General features: G+C 68.2%; 19 protein-coding genes and 1 tRNA gene. 14 read left to right on the top strand and 6 right to left on the bottom strand.

Annotation, left to right across the window (positions count from 1 at the left end; all coding sequences use genetic code 11):
* Nucleotides 1-59 precede the first annotated feature (59 nt).
* From J5837_RS01955 to J5837_RS01930, 6 genes are read left to right on the top strand one after another with little or no spacing between them, the layout of a single operon-like run.
* On the top strand, nt 60-638 hold the full coding sequence (locus J5837_RS01955) for an anthranilate synthase component II (protein ID WP_210535035.1): 579 nt from the start codon (nt 60-62) through the stop codon (nt 636-638).
* Between the two features lies 1 nt (nt 639).
* A complete protein-coding gene (locus J5837_RS01950; RefSeq protein ID WP_244755521.1) occupies nt 640-1,149 on the top strand; it encodes a DUF1543 domain-containing protein in 510 nt (169 codons plus the stop codon).
* 13 nt (nt 1,150-1,162) lie between these two features.
* Nucleotides 1,163-2,209 (top strand): anthranilate phosphoribosyltransferase, encoded by a 1,047-nt coding sequence (gene trpD / locus J5837_RS01945; protein WP_210535034.1) that lies wholly within the window; start codon nt 1,163-1,165, stop codon nt 2,207-2,209.
* A complete protein-coding gene (locus J5837_RS01940; protein WP_210535033.1) occupies nt 2,210-2,569 on the top strand; it encodes an antibiotic biosynthesis monooxygenase family protein in 360 nt (119 codons plus the stop codon).
* A gap of 49 nt (nt 2,570-2,618) precedes the next feature.
* Entirely contained in the window at nt 2,619-3,413 is a 795-nt protein-coding gene (gene trpC / locus J5837_RS01935) for an indole-3-glycerol phosphate synthase TrpC (protein WP_210535032.1), read from the top strand.
* The gene (locus J5837_RS01930; RefSeq protein WP_210535031.1) at nt 3,410-4,153 is read left to right on the top strand and encodes a haloacid dehalogenase-like hydrolase; all 744 of its coding nucleotides are present in this window, start codon (nt 3,410-3,412) and stop codon (nt 4,151-4,153) included. The genes trpC and J5837_RS01930 overlap by 4 nt, the downstream gene beginning before the upstream one ends.
* Before the next feature lie 128 nt (nt 4,154-4,281).
* Here J5837_RS01930 and J5837_RS01925 read toward each other — a convergent pair whose 3' ends face one another.
* Entirely contained in the window at nt 4,282-4,656 is a 375-nt protein-coding gene (locus tag J5837_RS01925) for a zf-TFIIB domain-containing protein (RefSeq protein ID WP_210535030.1), read from the bottom strand.
* Nucleotides 4,657-4,672: 16 nt separating this feature from the next.
* Nucleotides 4,673-5,362, bottom strand: coding sequence for a cAMP-activated global transcriptional regulator CRP (gene crp, locus J5837_RS01920; protein ID WP_210535029.1), 690 nt, complete (start codon nt 5,360-5,362; stop codon nt 4,673-4,675).
* A 133-nt stretch (nt 5,363-5,495) separates the two neighbouring features.
* Here crp and speD point away from each other — a divergent pair, with 133 nt between their 5' ends.
* Nucleotides 5,496-6,290, top strand: a complete 795-nt coding sequence (gene speD / locus J5837_RS01915; RefSeq protein WP_210535028.1) for an adenosylmethionine decarboxylase — start codon at nt 5,496-5,498, stop codon at nt 6,288-6,290.
* A gap of 150 nt (nt 6,291-6,440) precedes the next feature.
* The gene (sugE, locus tag J5837_RS01910) at nt 6,441-6,758 is read left to right on the top strand and encodes a quaternary ammonium compound efflux SMR transporter SugE (RefSeq protein ID WP_210535027.1); all 318 of its coding nucleotides are present in this window, start codon (nt 6,441-6,443) and stop codon (nt 6,756-6,758) included.
* 99 nt (nt 6,759-6,857) lie between these two features.
* Here sugE and coq7 read toward each other — a convergent pair whose 3' ends face one another.
* A complete protein-coding gene (gene coq7 / locus J5837_RS01905; RefSeq protein WP_210535026.1) occupies nt 6,858-7,499 on the bottom strand; it encodes a 2-polyprenyl-3-methyl-6-methoxy-1,4-benzoquinone monooxygenase in 642 nt (213 codons plus the stop codon).
* 181 nt (nt 7,500-7,680) lie between these two features.
* On the opposite strand from coq7, the gene rplM reads away from it, so the two are divergent.
* The 6 genes from rplM (at nt 7,681) to J5837_RS01875 (ending at nt 12,837) form a co-directional block, all read left to right on the top strand.
* Nucleotides 7,681-8,109 (top strand): 50S ribosomal protein L13, encoded by a 429-nt coding sequence (rplM, locus tag J5837_RS01900; protein ID WP_210535025.1) that lies wholly within the window; start codon nt 7,681-7,683, stop codon nt 8,107-8,109.
* A gap of 3 nt (nt 8,110-8,112) precedes the next feature.
* Nucleotides 8,113-8,505: a 30S ribosomal protein S9 gene (rpsI, locus tag J5837_RS01895; protein ID WP_210535024.1), complete on the top strand. Its 393-nt coding sequence runs from the start codon at nt 8,113-8,115 to the stop codon at nt 8,503-8,505.
* A 48-nt stretch (nt 8,506-8,553) separates the two neighbouring features.
* A tRNA-Gln gene (locus J5837_RS01890) sits at nt 8,554-8,628 on the top strand.
* Nucleotides 8,629-8,764: 136 nt separating this feature from the next.
* The gene (locus J5837_RS01885; RefSeq protein ID WP_210535023.1) at nt 8,765-9,502 is read left to right on the top strand and encodes a 2OG-Fe dioxygenase family protein; all 738 of its coding nucleotides are present in this window, start codon (nt 8,765-8,767) and stop codon (nt 9,500-9,502) included.
* Between the two features lie 116 nt (nt 9,503-9,618).
* Nucleotides 9,619-10,170 carry an ECF-type sigma factor gene (locus tag J5837_RS01880; RefSeq protein WP_210535022.1) on the top strand — a complete coding sequence of 184 codons (552 nt, stop codon included), beginning with the start codon at nt 9,619-9,621 and terminating at the stop codon, nt 10,168-10,170.
* Nucleotides 10,171-10,191: 21 nt separating this feature from the next.
* The gene (locus J5837_RS01875; protein ID WP_210535021.1) at nt 10,192-12,837 is read left to right on the top strand and encodes a serine/threonine-protein kinase; all 2,646 of its coding nucleotides are present in this window, start codon (nt 10,192-10,194) and stop codon (nt 12,835-12,837) included.
* Between the two features lie 15 nt (nt 12,838-12,852).
* Here the strand turns inward: J5837_RS01875 and J5837_RS01870 are convergent, their stop codons facing one another.
* The 3 genes from J5837_RS01870 to J5837_RS01860 form a co-directional block, all read right to left on the bottom strand.
* Nucleotides 12,853-14,295, bottom strand: a complete 1,443-nt coding sequence (locus J5837_RS01870) for a YadA-like family protein (RefSeq protein ID WP_210535020.1) — start codon at nt 14,293-14,295, stop codon at nt 12,853-12,855.
* Between the two features lie 85 nt (nt 14,296-14,380).
* Nucleotides 14,381-14,530, bottom strand: coding sequence for a hypothetical protein (locus J5837_RS01865; RefSeq protein ID WP_210535019.1), 150 nt, complete (start codon nt 14,528-14,530; stop codon nt 14,381-14,383).
* Between the two features lie 35 nt (nt 14,531-14,565).
* Nucleotides 14,566-16,146 carry a YadA-like family protein gene (locus J5837_RS01860; protein WP_210535018.1) on the bottom strand — a complete coding sequence of 527 codons (1,581 nt, stop codon included), beginning with the start codon at nt 16,144-16,146 and terminating at the stop codon, nt 14,566-14,568.
* Between the last annotated feature and the right edge of the window lie 62 nt (nt 16,147-16,208).

Below are 16,208 nucleotides of genomic sequence, written 5' to 3'. Positions count from 1 at the left end.
CGTCATCGGGGCGGGGCGGCTAGATTGCCCTTCCCCCACCGGCGCCGATGGAGGCCGCCGTGCTGTTGATGATCGACAACTACGACTCGTTCACCTACAACCTCGTCCAGTACCTTCAGGCGCTGGGCGCGGAAGTGCGGGTGGAGCGCAACGACGCGTTGAGCGTGGACGAGATCGAGAAACTGGCGCCGGAGCGCATCGTGGTGTCGCCGGGGCCATGCACGCCGAACGAGGCCGGCGTGTCGCTGCAGGTGATCGAACGGCTCGGCCGCAACACGCCGATCCTCGGCGTCTGCCTCGGCCATCAGAGCATCGGCCAGGCATACGGCGGCAAGGTGATCCGCGCGGGGCGGATCATGCACGGCAAGACCTCGCACATCCGCCATGAAGGCCATGGCGTGTTCGCCGGCCTGCCCGATGGTTACGAAGCGACCCGCTACCACTCGCTGGTCGTGGAGAAATCGTCGCTGCCGGCCGAGCTCGAAGTCACCGCATGGACCGAGAACGACGACGGCAGCTTCGAGGAAATCATGGGCCTGCGCCACCGCGAATTCCCCGTGGAAGGCGTGCAGTTCCATCCCGAATCGATCCTGACCGAACACGGCCACGCGCTGCTGAAGAACTTCCTGGAACGCTGAAATGCCGGCTTCCGCAAGGCTTTTCGTGGTGATGATCGGCGGTACCCATCCCAAGGCGCGCATCGAACTGCACGACGTGGCCTTCGCCGTCGGCGACAGCCTGCAGGCGACCTATCCGCAGCTGCGCGAGCAGTGGTTCGGCGAACCGCGCGGCCTGCACGTCGATTCGTGGATGGAAGTGGATGGCGTCGGGCCCTACCAGGTACGTTTCTCCGACGCGCCCGCGCCGGCGGACTCGCCGCGGTTGTTCTTCATCAACCTCGGCGGTTACGAAAAGGACGTGTTCGGCGAAGCGCACAAGTACCTGCTGATCGTCGCCAACGACGCGGGCGAGGCCAAGGCGAAGGGCAAGGCGCAGGCCGACGCGGGCTGGCTGCTGCCGCACAAGGACGCGCTGTACGATGTCGACGCGTGCATTCCGGTCGATTCGGTCGGCGGTCGCCACGTCGCGCTGGTCGAAGGCCCGCATCGCGGCATCGCCTGCGCCAGCGACTACCTCGTCATCTCCTGATCCGTCCAGAACCATGTCGATCACTCCGCAAGAAGCCCTGCAGCGCACCATCGAGCATCGCGAGATCTTCCACGACGAGATGGTCGACCTGATGCGCCAGATCATGCGCGGCGACGTGTCGCCGACGATGACCGCGGCGATCCTGACCGGCCTGCGGGTCAAGAAGGAAACCATCGGCGAAATCGCCGGCGCGGCGCTGGTGATGCGCGAGTTCTCGCGCACGGTGGACGTGGCCGATCGCGCGAACCTGGTCGACATCGTCGGCACCGGCGGCGACGGTTCGCACACCTTCAACATATCGACCTGCTCGATGTTCGTGGTCGCCGCGGCGGGCGCCAAGGTGGCCAAGCACGGCAACCGCAGCGTGTCGTCCAGTTCCGGCAGCGCCGACGTGCTGGAAGCGCTGGGCGCCTCGATCGAACTGCAGCCCGAGCAGGTGGCGCAATCGATCGCGCAAACCGGCATCGGCTTCATGTTCGCCCCGGTGCATCACCCGGCGATGAAGGTGGTCGCGCCGGTGCGCCGCGAGATGGGGGTGCGCACGATCTTCAACATCCTCGGTCCGCTGACCAACCCGGCCGGCGCGCCGAACATCCTGATGGGCGTGTTCCATCCCGACCTGGTCGGCATCCAGGCGCGCGCGTTGCAGGAACTGGGCGCGCAACGCGCGCTGGTGGTGTGGGGCCGCGACGGCATGGACGAACTGTCGCTGGGCGCGGCCTCGCTGGTCGGCGAATTGCGCGACGGCAAGGTGCGCGAATACGAGCTGCATCCCGAGGATTTCGGCATCGCGATGTCGGCCAGCCGCAACCTGCGCGTCGGCGACGCCGCCGAATCCAGGGCGATGCTGCTGGGCGTGCTGGACAACCGGCCGGGCCCGGCGCGCGAGATCGTCGCGCTCAATGCCGGCGCGGCGCTGTACGTGGCCGGCACGGCCGACAGCATCGAGGACGGCATCGAACGCGCCCGCGATGCGATTTCGCGCGGCCACGCGATGAGCAAGCTGCAGGAGTTCGTCGCCGCCACCCAGGCGCTGGCCCGGCAGGGCGGGGTGGGCTGAATGTCCGCCAGCGGATTCGCCACGCTGCCGCAGCCGCCGTACTACGCGGTGATCTTCTCCTCGCGCCGCAGCGATCGCGACGAGCCCGGTTATGCGGCGATGGCCCAGCGCATGGCCGAACTGGTGGCGGCGCAGCCGGGTTTCCTCGGCGCGGAGTCGACGCGCGGCGCGGACGGCTTCGGCATCACCGTCGCCTATTTCGACAGCGAGGATGCGATCCGCGGCTGGCGCCAGAACGCCGAGCACGCCGCGGCGCGCGCCCAGGGCCGCAGCGACTGGTACGAACATTTCGAAGTGCGCGTGGCCCGGGTCGAGCGCGCCTATGGCTGGGACTGCGACGGCGCGGCCACCGGAGAATGATGCGAAAATCGCCGCCCCCGCACTGGCGGGGACCGATCACGGAAACCGAATGAGCGACATCCTCGACACCATCCTCGCGCGCAAGGCCGGGGAAATCGCCGCGCGCAGCGCGCAGGCCCCGCTGGCCGAAGTACGGGCGCGTGCGCACGACGCATCGCCGGTACGCGGCTTCGCCCGCGCCATGCGCGCATCGGTGGCGCGCGGAGAGCCGGCGGTGATCGCCGAGGTCAAGAAGGCCAGCCCATCGAAGGGCGTGATCCGTCCCGATTTCCGCCCCGCCGACATCGCGGTCAGCTACGAATTCGGCGGCGCCAGCTGCCTGTCGGTGCTGACCGACGTGGACTTCTTCCAGGGCAGCGATGCCTACCTGCAGCAGGCGCGCGAGGCCTGCACGCTGCCGGTGCTGCGCAAGGACTTCACCGTCGATGCGTACCAGGTGTACGAGGCGCGCGCGCTGGGCGCGGACTGCATCCTGCTGATCGTTGCCGCGCTGGACGATGTGCAGTTGGCCGACCTGTCCGGGCTGGCGATGGAGCTGGGCATGGACGTGCTGGTGGAAGTGCACGACATCGACGAGCTGGAACGCGCGCTGCAAGTGCCGGCGCCGCTGCTGGGCATCAACAACCGCAACCTGCGCACCTTCGAAGTGTCGCTCGACGTGACCCTGTCGATGAAGGACGCGGTGCCGAAGGACCGCTTGCTGGTCACCGAGAGCGGAATCCTCGTGCCGGAAGACGTGGCGAAGATGCGCAAAGCCGGTGTGCACGCGTTCCTGGTCGGCGAGACCTTCATGCGCGCCGAGGAGCCGGGCGAGGCCCTGCGTGCGCTATTCTTCGACGCATGAATGAGGCTTCTCCGGCGCCCCGCGCCGACGCGCCGGTCGTCGTGTTCGACTTCGACCATACCCTGTACGACGGCGATTCCTTCAGCCATGCCCTGCGCTGGATGCTGAAGCGCAATCCGCTGCGCGCGGCGGGGTCGATCGTCGCTTCGCTGGTGTTGGGGCCGATGGTCGCGTGGCTGCCGACCCGGCGCCACGGCATTTCCGGCTATGTATGGATCGCCACGCTGGGCCTGCACCGGCGGCGCGGCTTCGACGCGCTGCTCGACCGCTACGTGATCGAGCACGAAGGCGAAATCCGCGCGCGCCTGCTGCCGCGCGCGCTGGAGGTGTTCGGCGGGCACCGCGCGAACGGCGACGAAGTCGTGGTCGCCACCGGTGCGCCGCCGGAGCTGGCGCGGGCGATCCTGGCCTTCGTCGCCCATCAGGACGTGCCGGTGATCGGCACCGCGGTCGGCCCGCGCTTCGGCGCAATGATGGCCACCCGCCACTGCCACCATGCCGAGAAGCTGCGCATGCTGCGCGAGCGCGGTTACGGCGACATCGCCGCGGCGTATTCGGATTCCACCGCCGACCTGCCGTTGCTGCAGGCGGCGCGCAAGCCCGTGGTGGTGAACCCCGGCATCAAGCGCGTCGAGCTGTTCCGTCGCCTGCTGCCGCCGGGCACGCCGATCCTCAATTGGGGTTGCGCCAAGCGCGGCGGCGAAGGGAATCCCCTAAGCTCCGACGTGGGAGCGACGTAAGTCGCGAAGATCGAAGCCGTGGCGCTGCAACTGCCTGCAGCGTCCAAGACTTCGAGTCATTGACGGCGCGGAGGAATCCGACCCTGGGTTCGCGACTTACGTCGCTCCCACATCGGGGCCAAATGGATTCAGTCGCGGGCGACGGCCCGCAGGTCCTTGAGCAGGTCGCGCCAGCCATGCTCGGCGAAGTCGCGGAATTCGCCGGCGTCGTAGAAGCGGCCGAAGCAGTTCTGGCAGCTCTCGAACCAGATGTGCGGCTGCTGCGGGTCGACCATGCGGATCAGTTCGAGGTTGCCGATGCAGACCGGGCACTTGATCCGATCGATCCGGTTGAACTCGCGGCCCTTGGTTTCGTCGCCGGTATCGATTTCGCCGGCACGGCGCTTCAACAGCTCGTGCGTGCGCATGTCGAACCAGAGGCCCTGGCACTGGCTGCAGCGGTGCGCGTCGGCTTCCGGCTCGACCACCAGCTCCATCGAGCCGCCGCACTTGGGACACTTCATCGCGACTTTCCGGGCATCAGCGGGTGCCGTACAGCACCACGGTCTTGCCGCGCGCGTGCAGGGCGCCGTCCGCCTGCAGCTTCTTCAGCACGCGACCGGCCATCTCTCGCGAGCAGCCGACCAGGCGGGCCAGCTCCTGGCGCGACACGCGCAACTGGGTGCCCTGCGGATGACTCATCGCCTCCGGCTCGCGGGCCAGGTCGTGCAGGGTGCGGATGATGCGGTCGGACACGTCGAGGAAGGCCAGGCGGCTGGCCTTGCGGCTGGTGTCCAGCAGGCGCCGCGACAGCTGCGCGCCGATCGCGTACAGCAGCTTCGGGGCGTCCGCCGCCAGTTGCCCGGAAAACAGCTGGTGGACGCGGTCGTAGCCGATCTCGGCCAGCTCGCACTGGGTGCGGGTGCGCAGGATCACTTCGCGACGGTCGGATTCGATGAACAGGCCCATCTCGCCGACGAACTCGCCGGGCCCGAAATAGCCCAGCACCAGCTCGCGGTCGTCCTCTTCCTCGGCGATGATGCTGACCGAGCCGCTGATCACGTAATACAGGGTTCCCGCGGGGTCGCCCGGGCGGAACACGTCGGTCCGGGCGGGGTAGCGGCGGCGGTGGCTGTGCAGGAGGAAACGCTCGGTCGTCGCAGCGTCGGGGGAAAGCGGACTGTACGCCTGACGCGGGAGGGCGGTTGACATGCTGGGGTTTGCAGACATGGGCTCTGGAATCTTGGGAGCTTAAGGCCAATACGGGCTTCACGGCAAACACAGGCCGCGGCCATACCGCTGACGGCCCGATTGCCCCATAATCGCGCCCCTAATCCGCTTCCTTCCCCGAGGGACTACCGTCGTGGTCAAACCGCTGCCGCGCCTGCGCCTGCAGGGCTTCAACAACCTCACCAAGGCGTTGAGCTTCAACATCTACGACGTCTGCTACGCGGTGACCGAAGAGGAGCGCCAGCGCTACATCGCCTACATCGACGAGGAATACAACGCCGACAGGCTGACCCAGATCCTCACCGACGTGGCCGAGATCATCGGTGCCAACATCCTCAACGTCGCCCGCCAGGACTACGATCCGCAGGGCGCATCGGTGACCATCCTCATTTCCGAGGAACCGGTGATCGACAAGAAGGACGCCGGCAAGGAGATCATCTCCGACGCGGTGGTCGCGCACATGGACAAGTCGCACATCACCGTGCACACCTATCCGGAAACCCACCCGGACAACGGCATCGCGACCTTCCGCGCCGACATCGACGTAGCCACCTGCGGGGTCATTTCGCCGCTGAAGGCCTTGAACTACCTGATCGAGAGCTTCGAGTCCGACATCGTCATCATGGACTACCGCGTGCGCGGCTTCACCCGCGACATCAAGGGCAAGAAGCATTACATCGACCACAAGATCAATTCGATCCAGGACTACCTGGCCAAGAACATCCGTTCGCGCTACGAGATGATCGACGTGAACGTGTACCAGGAGAACATCTTCCACACCAAGATGCACGTGAAGGATTTCGACCTGGACACCTACCTGTTCGAGGAAAAGGCCAAGAACCTGTCGTTCAAGGAGCGCATGAAGATCGAAGCGCGGCTGAAGCGCGAGATCGAAGAGCTGTACCACGGCCGCAACCTGGTCGAATGACGGTTACATCCGGTTCGGCCGGCGCTTGCTAGGCTGACCCTCGAATCAAGGCGGGACGGCCCGCCCGCGGCCTGGCCGCGCAACGCTACCGACGGCGGTCCGGAACGGAAGTTCCGGGCCGCTTTCTTTTTACATCTGCTGGAGGTTTCCATGTCCTGGATCTATCTGCTGCTGGCCGGCCTGTTCGAAATCGGCTTCGCCGTGGGCCTGAAATACACGCAGGGCTTCACCCGGCTGTGGCCCAGCGTCGGTACCCTGGTCGCCGCTGCGATCAGCCTGTGGCTGCTGACCCAATCGCTGAAGACGCTGCCGGTGGGCACCGCCTACGCGATCTGGACCGGAATCGGCGCGCTGGGCGTGGTGACGTTGGGCGTGCTGCTGTTCGGCGAAAGCATGTCGCCGGCGCGCCTGCTGTGCATCGGCCTGATAGTGGCCGGCGTGGTCGGCCTGAAAGTGGTGTCCTCGTAGCCGTGCCACCCGTCGTGGGAGCGACGTAAGTCGCGAACGCTCTTCGTTCGGACTATCGCGCTCCGTTCGCGACTTACGTCGCTCCCCCGATGGGGTCGCCTACAGGCGGTAGGCCACCGTCTTCATGAATTTCGACGCGGCTGCCATCAGTGACGGGATCGGCTGCGGCAGCCGGCGCGCGCCGGCCTGTTCGGCGTGATCGGCGTGGCGGGCTTCGTCGGCCTTCATCACCTGCAGGATGTCGCGGCTGCGCAGGTCGGCTTCGGGCAGGGTCTGCAGGTGCTCGTCCAGGTGGGCTTCGACCTGGCGCTCGGTTTCGACCACGAAACCCAGGCTCCAGCCGTCGCCGCGCAAGCCGGCCAGCGCACCCAGCGCATAGCTGCCCGAATACCACAGCGGATTGAACAGGCTGGGCCGGCTGTGCAGCTCGCGCAGGCGGTCGGCGCACCAGGCCAGGTGGTCGGTTTCCTCCTGCGCGGCGGCCAGCAGGTGGGTGCGAGTCTCATCGTCGCGTGCGACCGCGGCCTGGCCGAAGTACAAACCCTGCGCGCAGACCTCGCCGACATGGTTGATCCGCATCAGCCCGGCGGCGTGGCGCCGCTCGGCGGCGTCCAGCTCGACTTCCGGCGTATCGGCGGCCGGGTTGGGCCGGCTGGCCGGGGGCTGGCCGAACACGGTTTCCAGCGCGCGCTGGGTTTCGACGAGGAAGCGATCGGCGGGGGACAGGCTGCGGGAGATCATGGTCGATATTGTGCCGCGGCTCGTGCCGCTCGTCCGGCCGGGCTTCCGGACTTGCGACAGCTGGCGCCGCGGGCTATCATTCCGCTTCTGTGTTGTCCCCGCTTCACGCCAATGCGAGGCAAAGTTCCGCGGCCCGTCCCGGAATCCGCCCGACCAGTCACCACAAGCTGCGAGTTTCGCCATGACCACTTTTACCGCCAAGAACGAGACCGTCCAGCGTGACTGGTACCTCGTCGACGCCACCGGCAAGACCCTGGGCCGCCTGTCCAGCGAGTTGGCCCGCCGCCTGCGCGGCAAGCACAAGCCCGTGTACACCCCGCACGTCGACACCGGCGACTACCTCGTTGTGATCAACGCCGAGAAGATCCACGTCACCGGCAACAAGTTGAACGACAAGCTGTATCACCGCTTCACCGGCTACATCGGCAACCTGAAGACCGAGACCCTGGCCCAGGCGCTGGAGCGCCATCCGGAGCGCGTCATCGAGATCGCCGTCAAGGGCATGCTGCCGAAGGGCCCGCTGGGCCGCGACATGTACCGCAAGCTCAAGGTCTACAAGGGTGCCGAGCACCCGCACGCCGCCCAGCAGCCGCAAGTCCTGGATATCTAAGTCATGGCCATCACTCAAAACTACGGCACCGGCCGTCGCAAGTCCTCCACCGCCCGCGTGTTCCTGCGCAAGGGCACCGGCAAGATCACGGTCAACGATCGTCCGCTGGACGAATTCTTCGGCCGCGAAACCGCGCGCATGATCGTGCGCCAGCCGCTGGAGCTGACCAAGAACACCGAGAACTTCGACATCTTCGTCACCGCCAGCGGCGGCGGCACCACCGGCCAGGCCGGTGCGATCCGCCTGGGCATCGCCCGCGCGCTGGTCGAGTACGACGAGTCGCTGAAGACCGAGCTGCGCAAGGCCGGCTTCGTGACCCGCGACGCCCGCGAAGTCGAGCGCAAGAAGGTCGGCCTGCACAAGGCTCGCCGCGCCACCCAGTTCTCCAAGCGTTAATGGTTTGCTTGCGCCGGAGCCTCGCTTCGGCGCTACAATCCGCTGCATAGCCCCGTCGCCAAGCGGTAAGGCACCTGACTCTGACTCAGGCATTCGGTGGTTCGAATCCATCCGGGGCTGCCATCTTCGAAATCCACGCAAAAACCCGCCTCGCGCGGGTTTTTGCGTTTCGGTCGATGCGCTTTCCGCGCCAGCGGCGAACGGCGACAATGGACGCCTAAGGCCGGACCACATTCCGGCGCGCATCGAGGTCGAAGTCGTGGTCGCCAGTTTCCCGCCGCCTTTCGCCAACGCCGACCAGCTGATCGCGCAGGTGCGCGAACACGGCTACGCGGTGCTGCCGCCCGCGCAACTGGGCAAGCTGGCCGGCCTGGATATCGCGGATCTCGATGCGCTGCATCCGTACTGGGACGACCTGCGTCCCGATCCGTACCTGAAGGACGGCGGCCGTTATCGCCAGCGCCGGCATTCCTGCTTCGTTGCCGACGGCGGCGAGCTGCGGCAGACGCCGCACCGCGCGCATTGGCAATCGCTCGAATACAACGCCCTGCATGGCGGCATGCTGCGCTGGTTCGAACCGGTTGATCCGACGCTGGTGGCGAATCCGGCCTGGCCGAAGCTGTTGCTGGCGTTGGGCACGACCTGTTCCGCGCTGAAGGGCGCGCAACCGTGGTACGTGGAAGCGCACACCTTCCGCATCGACACCAGCGATGGCATCGGCCGACCCACGCCGGAAGGCGCGCACCGCGATGGCGTCGACTTCGTCGCCGTGCTGCTGGTCGGACGCGAGGGCATCAAGGGCGGCGAAACGCGCGTGTTCGAAGCCGACGGCCCCAACGGCCAGCGCTTCACTCTGACCCAGCCGTGGTCGCTGCTGTTCCTCGACGACGCGCGGATGATCCACGAGTCGACGCCGATCCAGCCGCTCGATGGCGCGGGTCACCGCGACACACTGGTGCTGACCTACCGGTCCGGCGGGTTCCAGGGCGACGACTGAGGGTTCACGACGGCCGTCGCGTTTCGCGAGGTGCATCGAAGGTCCGTATCGCGTCGCGGCGGGGGCTCGGCTACGATCCGGCGTCGGCCGCTGACGGAACGCGACGGAGCCGGGGAATGGCGGAAGACCTGACCAATCTGCTGCATGCATGGCGCGACGGGGACGACACCTCGCGCGATCGCCTGCTGGCGCAGGTCTACGACACCCTGCGCGGCATGGCCGCGGCGCGCTTCAACCAGGGCGGCGCCGGCAACACCTTGCAGCCGACGGTGGTCGTCCACGAGGCGCTGATGCGCCTGCTCGGCAACGAGGTCGGCTGGCAGGACCGGGCGCATTTCTTCGCCCTGGCGGCGCTGAAGATGCGCGCGGTGCTGGTCGACCACGCGCGGGCGCGAGCCGCGGACAAGCGCGGCGGCGGCGCGCTGGCGCTGACCCTGTCGCATGCCGACCGCGAGTCCGGACTGGTGATCGAACACGACGTGCTAGCCCTGCACCAATGCCTGGAGCAGTTGGCGGACAACGACGAGCGTCCGGCGAAGGCGCTGGAAATGGCCTATTTCGGCGGCATGGCCCACGACGAGATCGCCTGCGTGCTCGGCGTATCGGTCCCCACGGTGGAACGCGACCTGCGCTTCGCCAAGGCCTGGTTGAACCGGCAGCTGGCCTGAGCCGGCGACACGGGCGGCGACATGGCGAACGCGGACTGGAACCGGCTGCGTGACTTGTTCGAAAAGGTCTGCGACCTGCCCCAGGCGCAATGGCGATCACGGCTGGAAGCGCTGACCGAGGATCGCGCCGCCATCGAGGAAGCGATGGCGTTGCTGCAAGCGCAGACGATCAGCTTCAACCGCGCACTCGGACCGCTTGGGCAATTGATGGCCTCGTTGCCCGAGACGGAACTGCAGGTCGGCGAGCGTCTTGGCCAATGGCAGATGGTCGAACGGCTGGCCAGCGGCGGCATGGGCACGGTGTTCGTGGCCGAGCGCGCCGACCAGTTGTTCCGCCAGCGCGTCGCGATCAAGCTGCTGCGCGGCCTGGCCGCCGATGCGGGCGTGGCCAGCCGCCTGGCCGAAGAGCGGCAGATACTGGCCGAGCTGGAACACCCTGGCATCGCCCGCTTGTTCGATGGCGGCACCACGCCCGCGGGCCATCCCTACCTGGTGATGGAATACGTGCCCGGCGCGCCGCTGGACGCGCATTGCGAACGCGAAGGGCTGGACCTGCAGGCGCGCGTTCGCCAGTTCCTGCGCGTCTGCCTTGCGGTGCAGGCCGCGCACCAGCGGCTGGTGATCCACTGCGACATCAAGCCCAGCAACATCCTGATGCGCGATGCCGACTCGCCGGTGCTGCTGGATTTCGGCATCGCCCAGGTGCTGGGGCAGGGCAGCGCCGACCCGCTGGCTTTCTGCACGCCAGCCTATGCCAGTCCCGAACAACTGGCCGGCGCCAGCCTGGACGTGACCAGCGATGTCTTCAGCCTGGGCATCCTGCTGACCGAGTTGCTGGCGTGCCGCAAGGTTGGACGCACGGCGGCCGACCGCGACGTGCGCGTGCCATTGCCGAGCGCATTGGCCGGGGACGACTGCGGTTGGCGCAAGCGCTTGCGCGGCGACCTCGACGCGATCGCCGGCAAGGCCTGCGCGCTGTCGCCGCAGGCGCGCTACGCTTCGGTGCAGGAACTCGTCGCGGACTTGAAGGCCTGGCTTGACCGTCGTCCGGTCGCCGCCGCGAACGGCGGCTGGTCGTACCGGGCGCGGCGCTTCCTGCATCGGCACGCGCTGGCTTCCGCCATTGCCGCGCTGGGTCTGGTCGCGCTGGTCGCCGGCCTGGGCGTGGCCCTGTGGCAGGGTCATCAGGCGCGGTTGCAGCGCGACCACGCGCTGGCCGAAAGCGCGAAGTCGCGCGCCGTGCTCGAATTCATGGGCGGTTTGTTCGAACTGGCCGATCCGGAAATGGCGCGCGGCCGCGAAGTGACCGCGCAGGAGCTGCTCGGCCGCGGCGTCGAACGGATGCGCGGGCAATTCGAGGATCGGCCTGAAGTTCGCGCGGAACTGCTCGGGGCGATGGCCGATGCGCAGCGCGGCCTGGGCCATTACGACGAAGCGCTGTCCCTCGCCTCGGAGGCTTCCGCGCTCGCGTTGCGTGTCGGCGATGCGGCCTTGTACCGGACACAGGAGCTGACCCGCGCGCGCCTGTTGCATCAGCTCGGCCGCTATCCGGAAGCGTTGTCCGTGCTCGACGCATTGCAGCCGCTCCTGCTCGCGAACGATCGCGACACCCGCCTGGCGCAGGCGACCGCCGCGCACCAGCGGGGGCTGGAATTGCAGGCATTGAACCGGCGCGACGAAGCGCGCGCTGCGTACGAGGCCGCGCACCGCTCGCGGATGCAGTTGCTGGGGGCAGGCGACAGGCGAACCCAGGAAGTCGCGATGAGCCTGGTCTCGTTGCACGTGCTGGAAGGCCGGCTGGACGATGCCGGACGCCTGGCGCGATCCACGCTTGCCGATATCCGGCGTACCGCACCGCCGCGCGATCCGTTGCGCGCGCGGGCGCTGGACGCCCTGGCCATGGTGCTGGCCAATACCGGGCCGCTGGCCGAAGCGGAAGCCCTGCGTCGCGAGGAACTCGCGCTGCGCACGTCGGTGTACGGGCCCGGCCACCCGGGCACCGTCGGCGCGGCGAACGACCTGGCCAGCGTGCTCTACGCGCAACGCCGGTTCGGCGAAGCCGCGGTGCTGTTCCGCCAGGTGCTGGCGATGCGACGCGCGCAGTTCGGCAATGCGCATCCGGGCGTGGCTACCGTTGCCAACAACCTGGCCACCTGCGAACTGGAATCGGGGCACGCCGCGCAGGGGCAGCCGCTGGCCGAGGAAGCCTTGCGCATCCGCATGGCGAAATACGGGCTTCGCCACCACTCGACCGCGACTTCGTTGCACACGCTGGGCGCGATCGAACTGGATCGCGGCGATGCGAAGGCGCTCGTCCACCTACAACAGGCCGTGGACAGCTGGGAAGCGGCGATGGGCGAAGGCACGCGTTCCGCGGCCGGCGCCCTGCGCGACTTGGCGCGGGCGAAAATAGTGTTCGGCACACCCGATCCCGGATGCGCGACGGCGCAGCGCGCCCATGCGCTGACCGCCGAAGCGAACGACGATCCGGCCAGGCTCGCCTATGTCGGCGTGATCCGTGCGGCTTGCGAAGCGGCGGCGCGGCGTCCGGGCGCGGATGCCGCGCTGGAAACCGCACAGGCGAACCTGAAGCGCCTGCTCGATGCCAAGGACGCCCGGCTGCGCCGCGCGGAGGAAGTGGTCCGCGCGGCGCAGGGTTCCCGCTGAGCGTGACGGCGTGGCTTACAGGTCGATGCCGAAGCCCACGCCGCCGCTGCTTTCGCCACCGCCGAACGCGCCGCCCAGGCTGAAGCTGCCGCGCGTGCCGATCTTCTTCGCATAGCCGATCGACAACGCCTGCTCGCCGCCATAGGAGCCGATGCCCAGGGCCAGCCGGCCGCGCGCGCTCTGCGCGCCCGCGGCATTGATCGCCATCTGCGACATGGCCGCGCTCAATGCGCCCACGCGATCCATGCGCCGGTCCTGCTGGCCGAAGCGGCGATCCGTCTGCTGTCGATAAGCCTCGAAGTCGTCGCTGAAGCCGACGAACTTGCTGTCGGCGTAGGCATTGGCCGAAACCAGCGTGGACTGCAGTTGCGACACGTTGGCCGCGTCGGTGGCCTGGGTGCCGGCGGCGACGTTGCTGATCTGCCGTTCGGCGCCAGCGGAACCCATGGAAACCGTGTTCGCGCGGTCGGCGACCGAACCACTGCCGATAGCTACGGCATTGGTCGCCCCGGTCTGCACATGGCTGTCGGTGCCGAGGGCGATGCCCCCTTGGGCAAGGACCTGGCTTTGCGTTCCCAAAGCGATGCCATCGCCAGCGGCGGCGCGCGCCCCCAGGCCCAGGGCGATATCGTTCTCGCCTTCGGCCATGCTGCTGTGGCCTATCGCCGTGCTGCCTTCGCCGGAGGCCGAGGCATGGTTGCCGCTGGCGGTGGTGTAGCCGGCGGTCGCGCGCGCGCCGTTGCCATAGGCCGATGAAGTTTCCCCGGAGGCAATGGCGTTGTAGCCGACTGCCGCGCTGCTGTAGCCGCTGGCTTCACTGTAGCCGCCGACCGCCACGCCCAGGAACCCGGTGGCTTTCGCCTCCGGGCCGACCGCGGTGCTGCGATGGGCGCTGGCGACGCTGCCTTCGCCCAGCGCCACCGAGAACGCGCCGCTGGACTGGGCCAGATGGCCGACCGCCGTACTGGATTCACCGGTGGCAAAGGCGATATGGCCCACCGCCGTGGCGTCCGCGACGGCGTCTGCGTTGTGGCCGAGCGCGGTACCGCCACTTTCCGCACGGGTGAAATAACCGACGGCGATCGCGCCGGAAGCGTCGGCGTTGCCGCTGCCGAAGCCGATCGAAACGCTCGAGTTGCCGGCCTTGGCGATGCCGCCGACCGCGGTGCTGCGGTCGCCGGGAGCGAGGGCGCCGTTGCCGATCGCCACCGCATGGAAGGATGTCGCCTGGCTGTCCACGCCGTACGCGGTGGAGAAGTTCGCGCTGGCCGTGGCCCGCGCTCCGCAAGCCACGGCATCGGCGCCGTCCGCGGTCGCTGCGTTGCCGCTTTCGCCGGCTTCGGCGGTGTCGCAGACATCGCCGGCCATCGCGTGGCCGCAGGCGACGAAGGACAACAGGATCGCCATGGACAGCACGTGGCGGCGACGCGGGGAGTTGAAGCGGCGGGTCGTATTCATTGCATGCTCCTGGAGAAAGATGGGTTCGGAACGCGCCGGTTTCGCCGGCACTCACTGGAAAACCGTCAAAAGGCGGGCGAAGCCATCAGGCGCCGGCCGGTTGTTCGCCTGCGTGCAGCGAAAGGCGATTACCAACCCACGCCGAAGTCCTGCCCGCGGTGTTCTCGCCGTCGTCGCTGAACGCGCCGCCGACCGTGAAAGCCGTCTTGTCGCCGACCGCGCGCTGGTGGCCCACTGCCCACCGAGCCCACGCGCGTTCGCCAGGCGGACTTACCAGCTGAAGCCAGCGCCTGCGGAGACGCTGTTTTCGCCGGAAGAGAAGGCACCGGTGAGCGAGACACTGGCGTTCGGACGCACCAGGCGCTGGTAGCTCATCGCAACAGCAGAGCGCCCGTTCTGCACGCCCACGCCCATGCCCACGCGATTGCGGCCCGGCAGGCCTGCGGTGTTGATCGCCGCCGACGTCATCGCGCCGCCCATCGCGCCGATCTGGCTGATGCGCTTGTCGGTTTGCGCGAAGCGGACATCCACCTGCTGCTGGAAGTCGGCGAAGCCGTCGTTCCAGGCCGCGAACTTGTTGTCCGCGTAGGTCTTCGATGCCGCAAGCGTGGCCGAGTCGCCGGCATCGGCGTGCGCATTCGCTTCCGCCAGGACCGCATCGTCGGCGGTTGCCATGTCGGCGCGGATCGCGGCTTCCCTGTCGTCGGTATAGGCATTGGCGGCGGTGCCGCCGGTAGCGACGGCGGTGTCCGTGTATGCGTTCGCGGTGGAAATCGCGGCCTGCAGCTGGGACAGGTTCACCGCGTCGGTGGCATTGGTGCCGGCGGCGAGATTGGTGATACGACGCTGGTTGTTAGCGTTGCCGACGGAAACGGTGTTGTCCTCGTCGGCGACGGACTGGTAGCCGACGGCCGTGCTGTTGGCGCCGCTGGCCGTGGCCAGCGTTCCCAACGCCGTGCTGGCATAGCCACCGGCCTGCGCCTGCGAGCCGATTGCGGTGGCGGCGTCCTCGGTGGCCCGCGCCATGCGGCCGAACGCGGCGCTGAAGTGGCCGCTGGACACCGATTGCACGCCGGCGGCGATGCTGTAGTTGCCGCTGGCCTGCGCCTTGCCGCCGAGTGCGGTGGCGTGGTCGCCCGCGGCTTCGCTTTCGGTACCCAGCGCACTGGCGAGCAATCCGCCGGCGTTGCTCCTGTAACCGATAGCGGTCCCGTCCTCGTTGTCGGCCTGGCTTTCCGCGCCGAATGCCGAGGCATGCAGGCCGCCGGCGACACTGAAGAAGCCGTTGGCGGTGGCGCTGGCACCGCTCGCCGAACTCAGCGCACCGGTGGCAGTGCCGCCGCTGCCGGAAGCGGAGGATTGCGCGCCCATGGCGCTGGCGAACGCCGCCGAGGAGGTGCTCGAGGTGCCCAAGGCCGTGGTGTCATTGGCGGTGGCCAGCGCCGCGGCACCGACGGCCACCGCGCGATCCCAGACCGTGCGGGTGTACTCGCCGGTTTCGACCAGACCGTTGCCGTTCTTGTCGTACCAGCCGCCGATGGCGACGTTGTTGGCGCTTTGCGCATAGGCATTGGAACCCAATGCGATCGACGACTGGCCGATCGCCTGGGTGCCATGGCCGAAGGCGGCGGATCGGTCGCCTTGGGCATTGGCGCCGAGGCCGCAGGCAATCGCCCGGTCGCCGTCGGCCTGGGCACCGTTGCCGTTCTCGCCGGCTTCGGCGGTATCGCAGACATCGCCGGCGTGCGCCGCGTCGACGGGCAGCAGGCACGCTGCCGGCAGCGCCAGGGCGACGGCCAGCGCCAAGGCCGAAGGGACGCGCGGGTTACGAGCGAAAATCGAAACATTCATTGCAAGGGTCCTCGGAGGGTTGGGGAGTCGTGCCCGAGCCGGCGGCTTTCGGGGCATTCCCT

This window comes from Pseudoxanthomonas helianthi, from assembly GCF_017939625.1.
Lineage (GTDB): Bacteria > Pseudomonadota > Gammaproteobacteria > Xanthomonadales > Xanthomonadaceae > Pseudoxanthomonas_A > Pseudoxanthomonas_A helianthi.
This window is presented reverse-complemented; position numbering and strand designations above follow the sequence as displayed.

What these genes read in the sequence shown, in the direction of transcription:
- J5837_RS01860 (WP_210535018.1), bottom strand. Translation starts at nt 16,146, where the DNA reads ATGAATGTTTCGATTTTCGCTCGTAACCCGCGCGTCCCTTCGGCCTTG.
- J5837_RS01870 (WP_210535020.1), bottom strand. Translation starts at nt 14,295, where the DNA reads ATGAATACGACCCGCCGCTTCAACTCCCCGCGTCGCCGCCACGTGCTG.
- J5837_RS01930 (WP_210535031.1), top strand. Translation starts at nt 3,410, where the DNA reads ATGAATGAGGCTTCTCCGGCGCCCCGCGCCGACGCGCCGGTCGTCGTG.
- crp (WP_210535029.1), bottom strand. Translation starts at nt 5,362, where the DNA reads ATGTCTGCAAACCCCAGCATGTCAACCGCCCTCCCGCGTCAGGCGTAC.
- J5837_RS01950 (WP_244755521.1), top strand. Translation starts at nt 640, where the DNA reads ATGCCGGCTTCCGCAAGGCTTTTCGTGGTGATGATCGGCGGTACCCAT.
- J5837_RS01880 (WP_210535022.1), top strand. Translation starts at nt 9,619, where the DNA reads ATGGCGGAAGACCTGACCAATCTGCTGCATGCATGGCGCGACGGGGAC.
- coq7 (WP_210535026.1), bottom strand. Translation starts at nt 7,499, where the DNA reads ATGATCTCCCGCAGCCTGTCCCCCGCCGATCGCTTCCTCGTCGAAACC.
- rplM (WP_210535025.1), top strand. Translation starts at nt 7,681, where the DNA reads ATGACCACTTTTACCGCCAAGAACGAGACCGTCCAGCGTGACTGGTAC.
- J5837_RS01875 (WP_210535021.1), top strand. Translation starts at nt 10,192, where the DNA reads ATGGCGAACGCGGACTGGAACCGGCTGCGTGACTTGTTCGAAAAGGTC.
- J5837_RS01925 (WP_210535030.1), bottom strand. Translation starts at nt 4,656, where the DNA reads ATGAAGTGTCCCAAGTGCGGCGGCTCGATGGAGCTGGTGGTCGAGCCG.
- trpC (WP_210535032.1), top strand. Translation starts at nt 2,619, where the DNA reads ATGAGCGACATCCTCGACACCATCCTCGCGCGCAAGGCCGGGGAAATC.
- sugE (WP_210535027.1), top strand. Translation starts at nt 6,441, where the DNA reads ATGTCCTGGATCTATCTGCTGCTGGCCGGCCTGTTCGAAATCGGCTTC.
- trpD (WP_210535034.1), top strand. Translation starts at nt 1,163, where the DNA reads ATGTCGATCACTCCGCAAGAAGCCCTGCAGCGCACCATCGAGCATCGC.
- rpsI (WP_210535024.1), top strand. Translation starts at nt 8,113, where the DNA reads ATGGCCATCACTCAAAACTACGGCACCGGCCGTCGCAAGTCCTCCACC.
- J5837_RS01940 (WP_210535033.1), top strand. Translation starts at nt 2,210, where the DNA reads ATGTCCGCCAGCGGATTCGCCACGCTGCCGCAGCCGCCGTACTACGCG.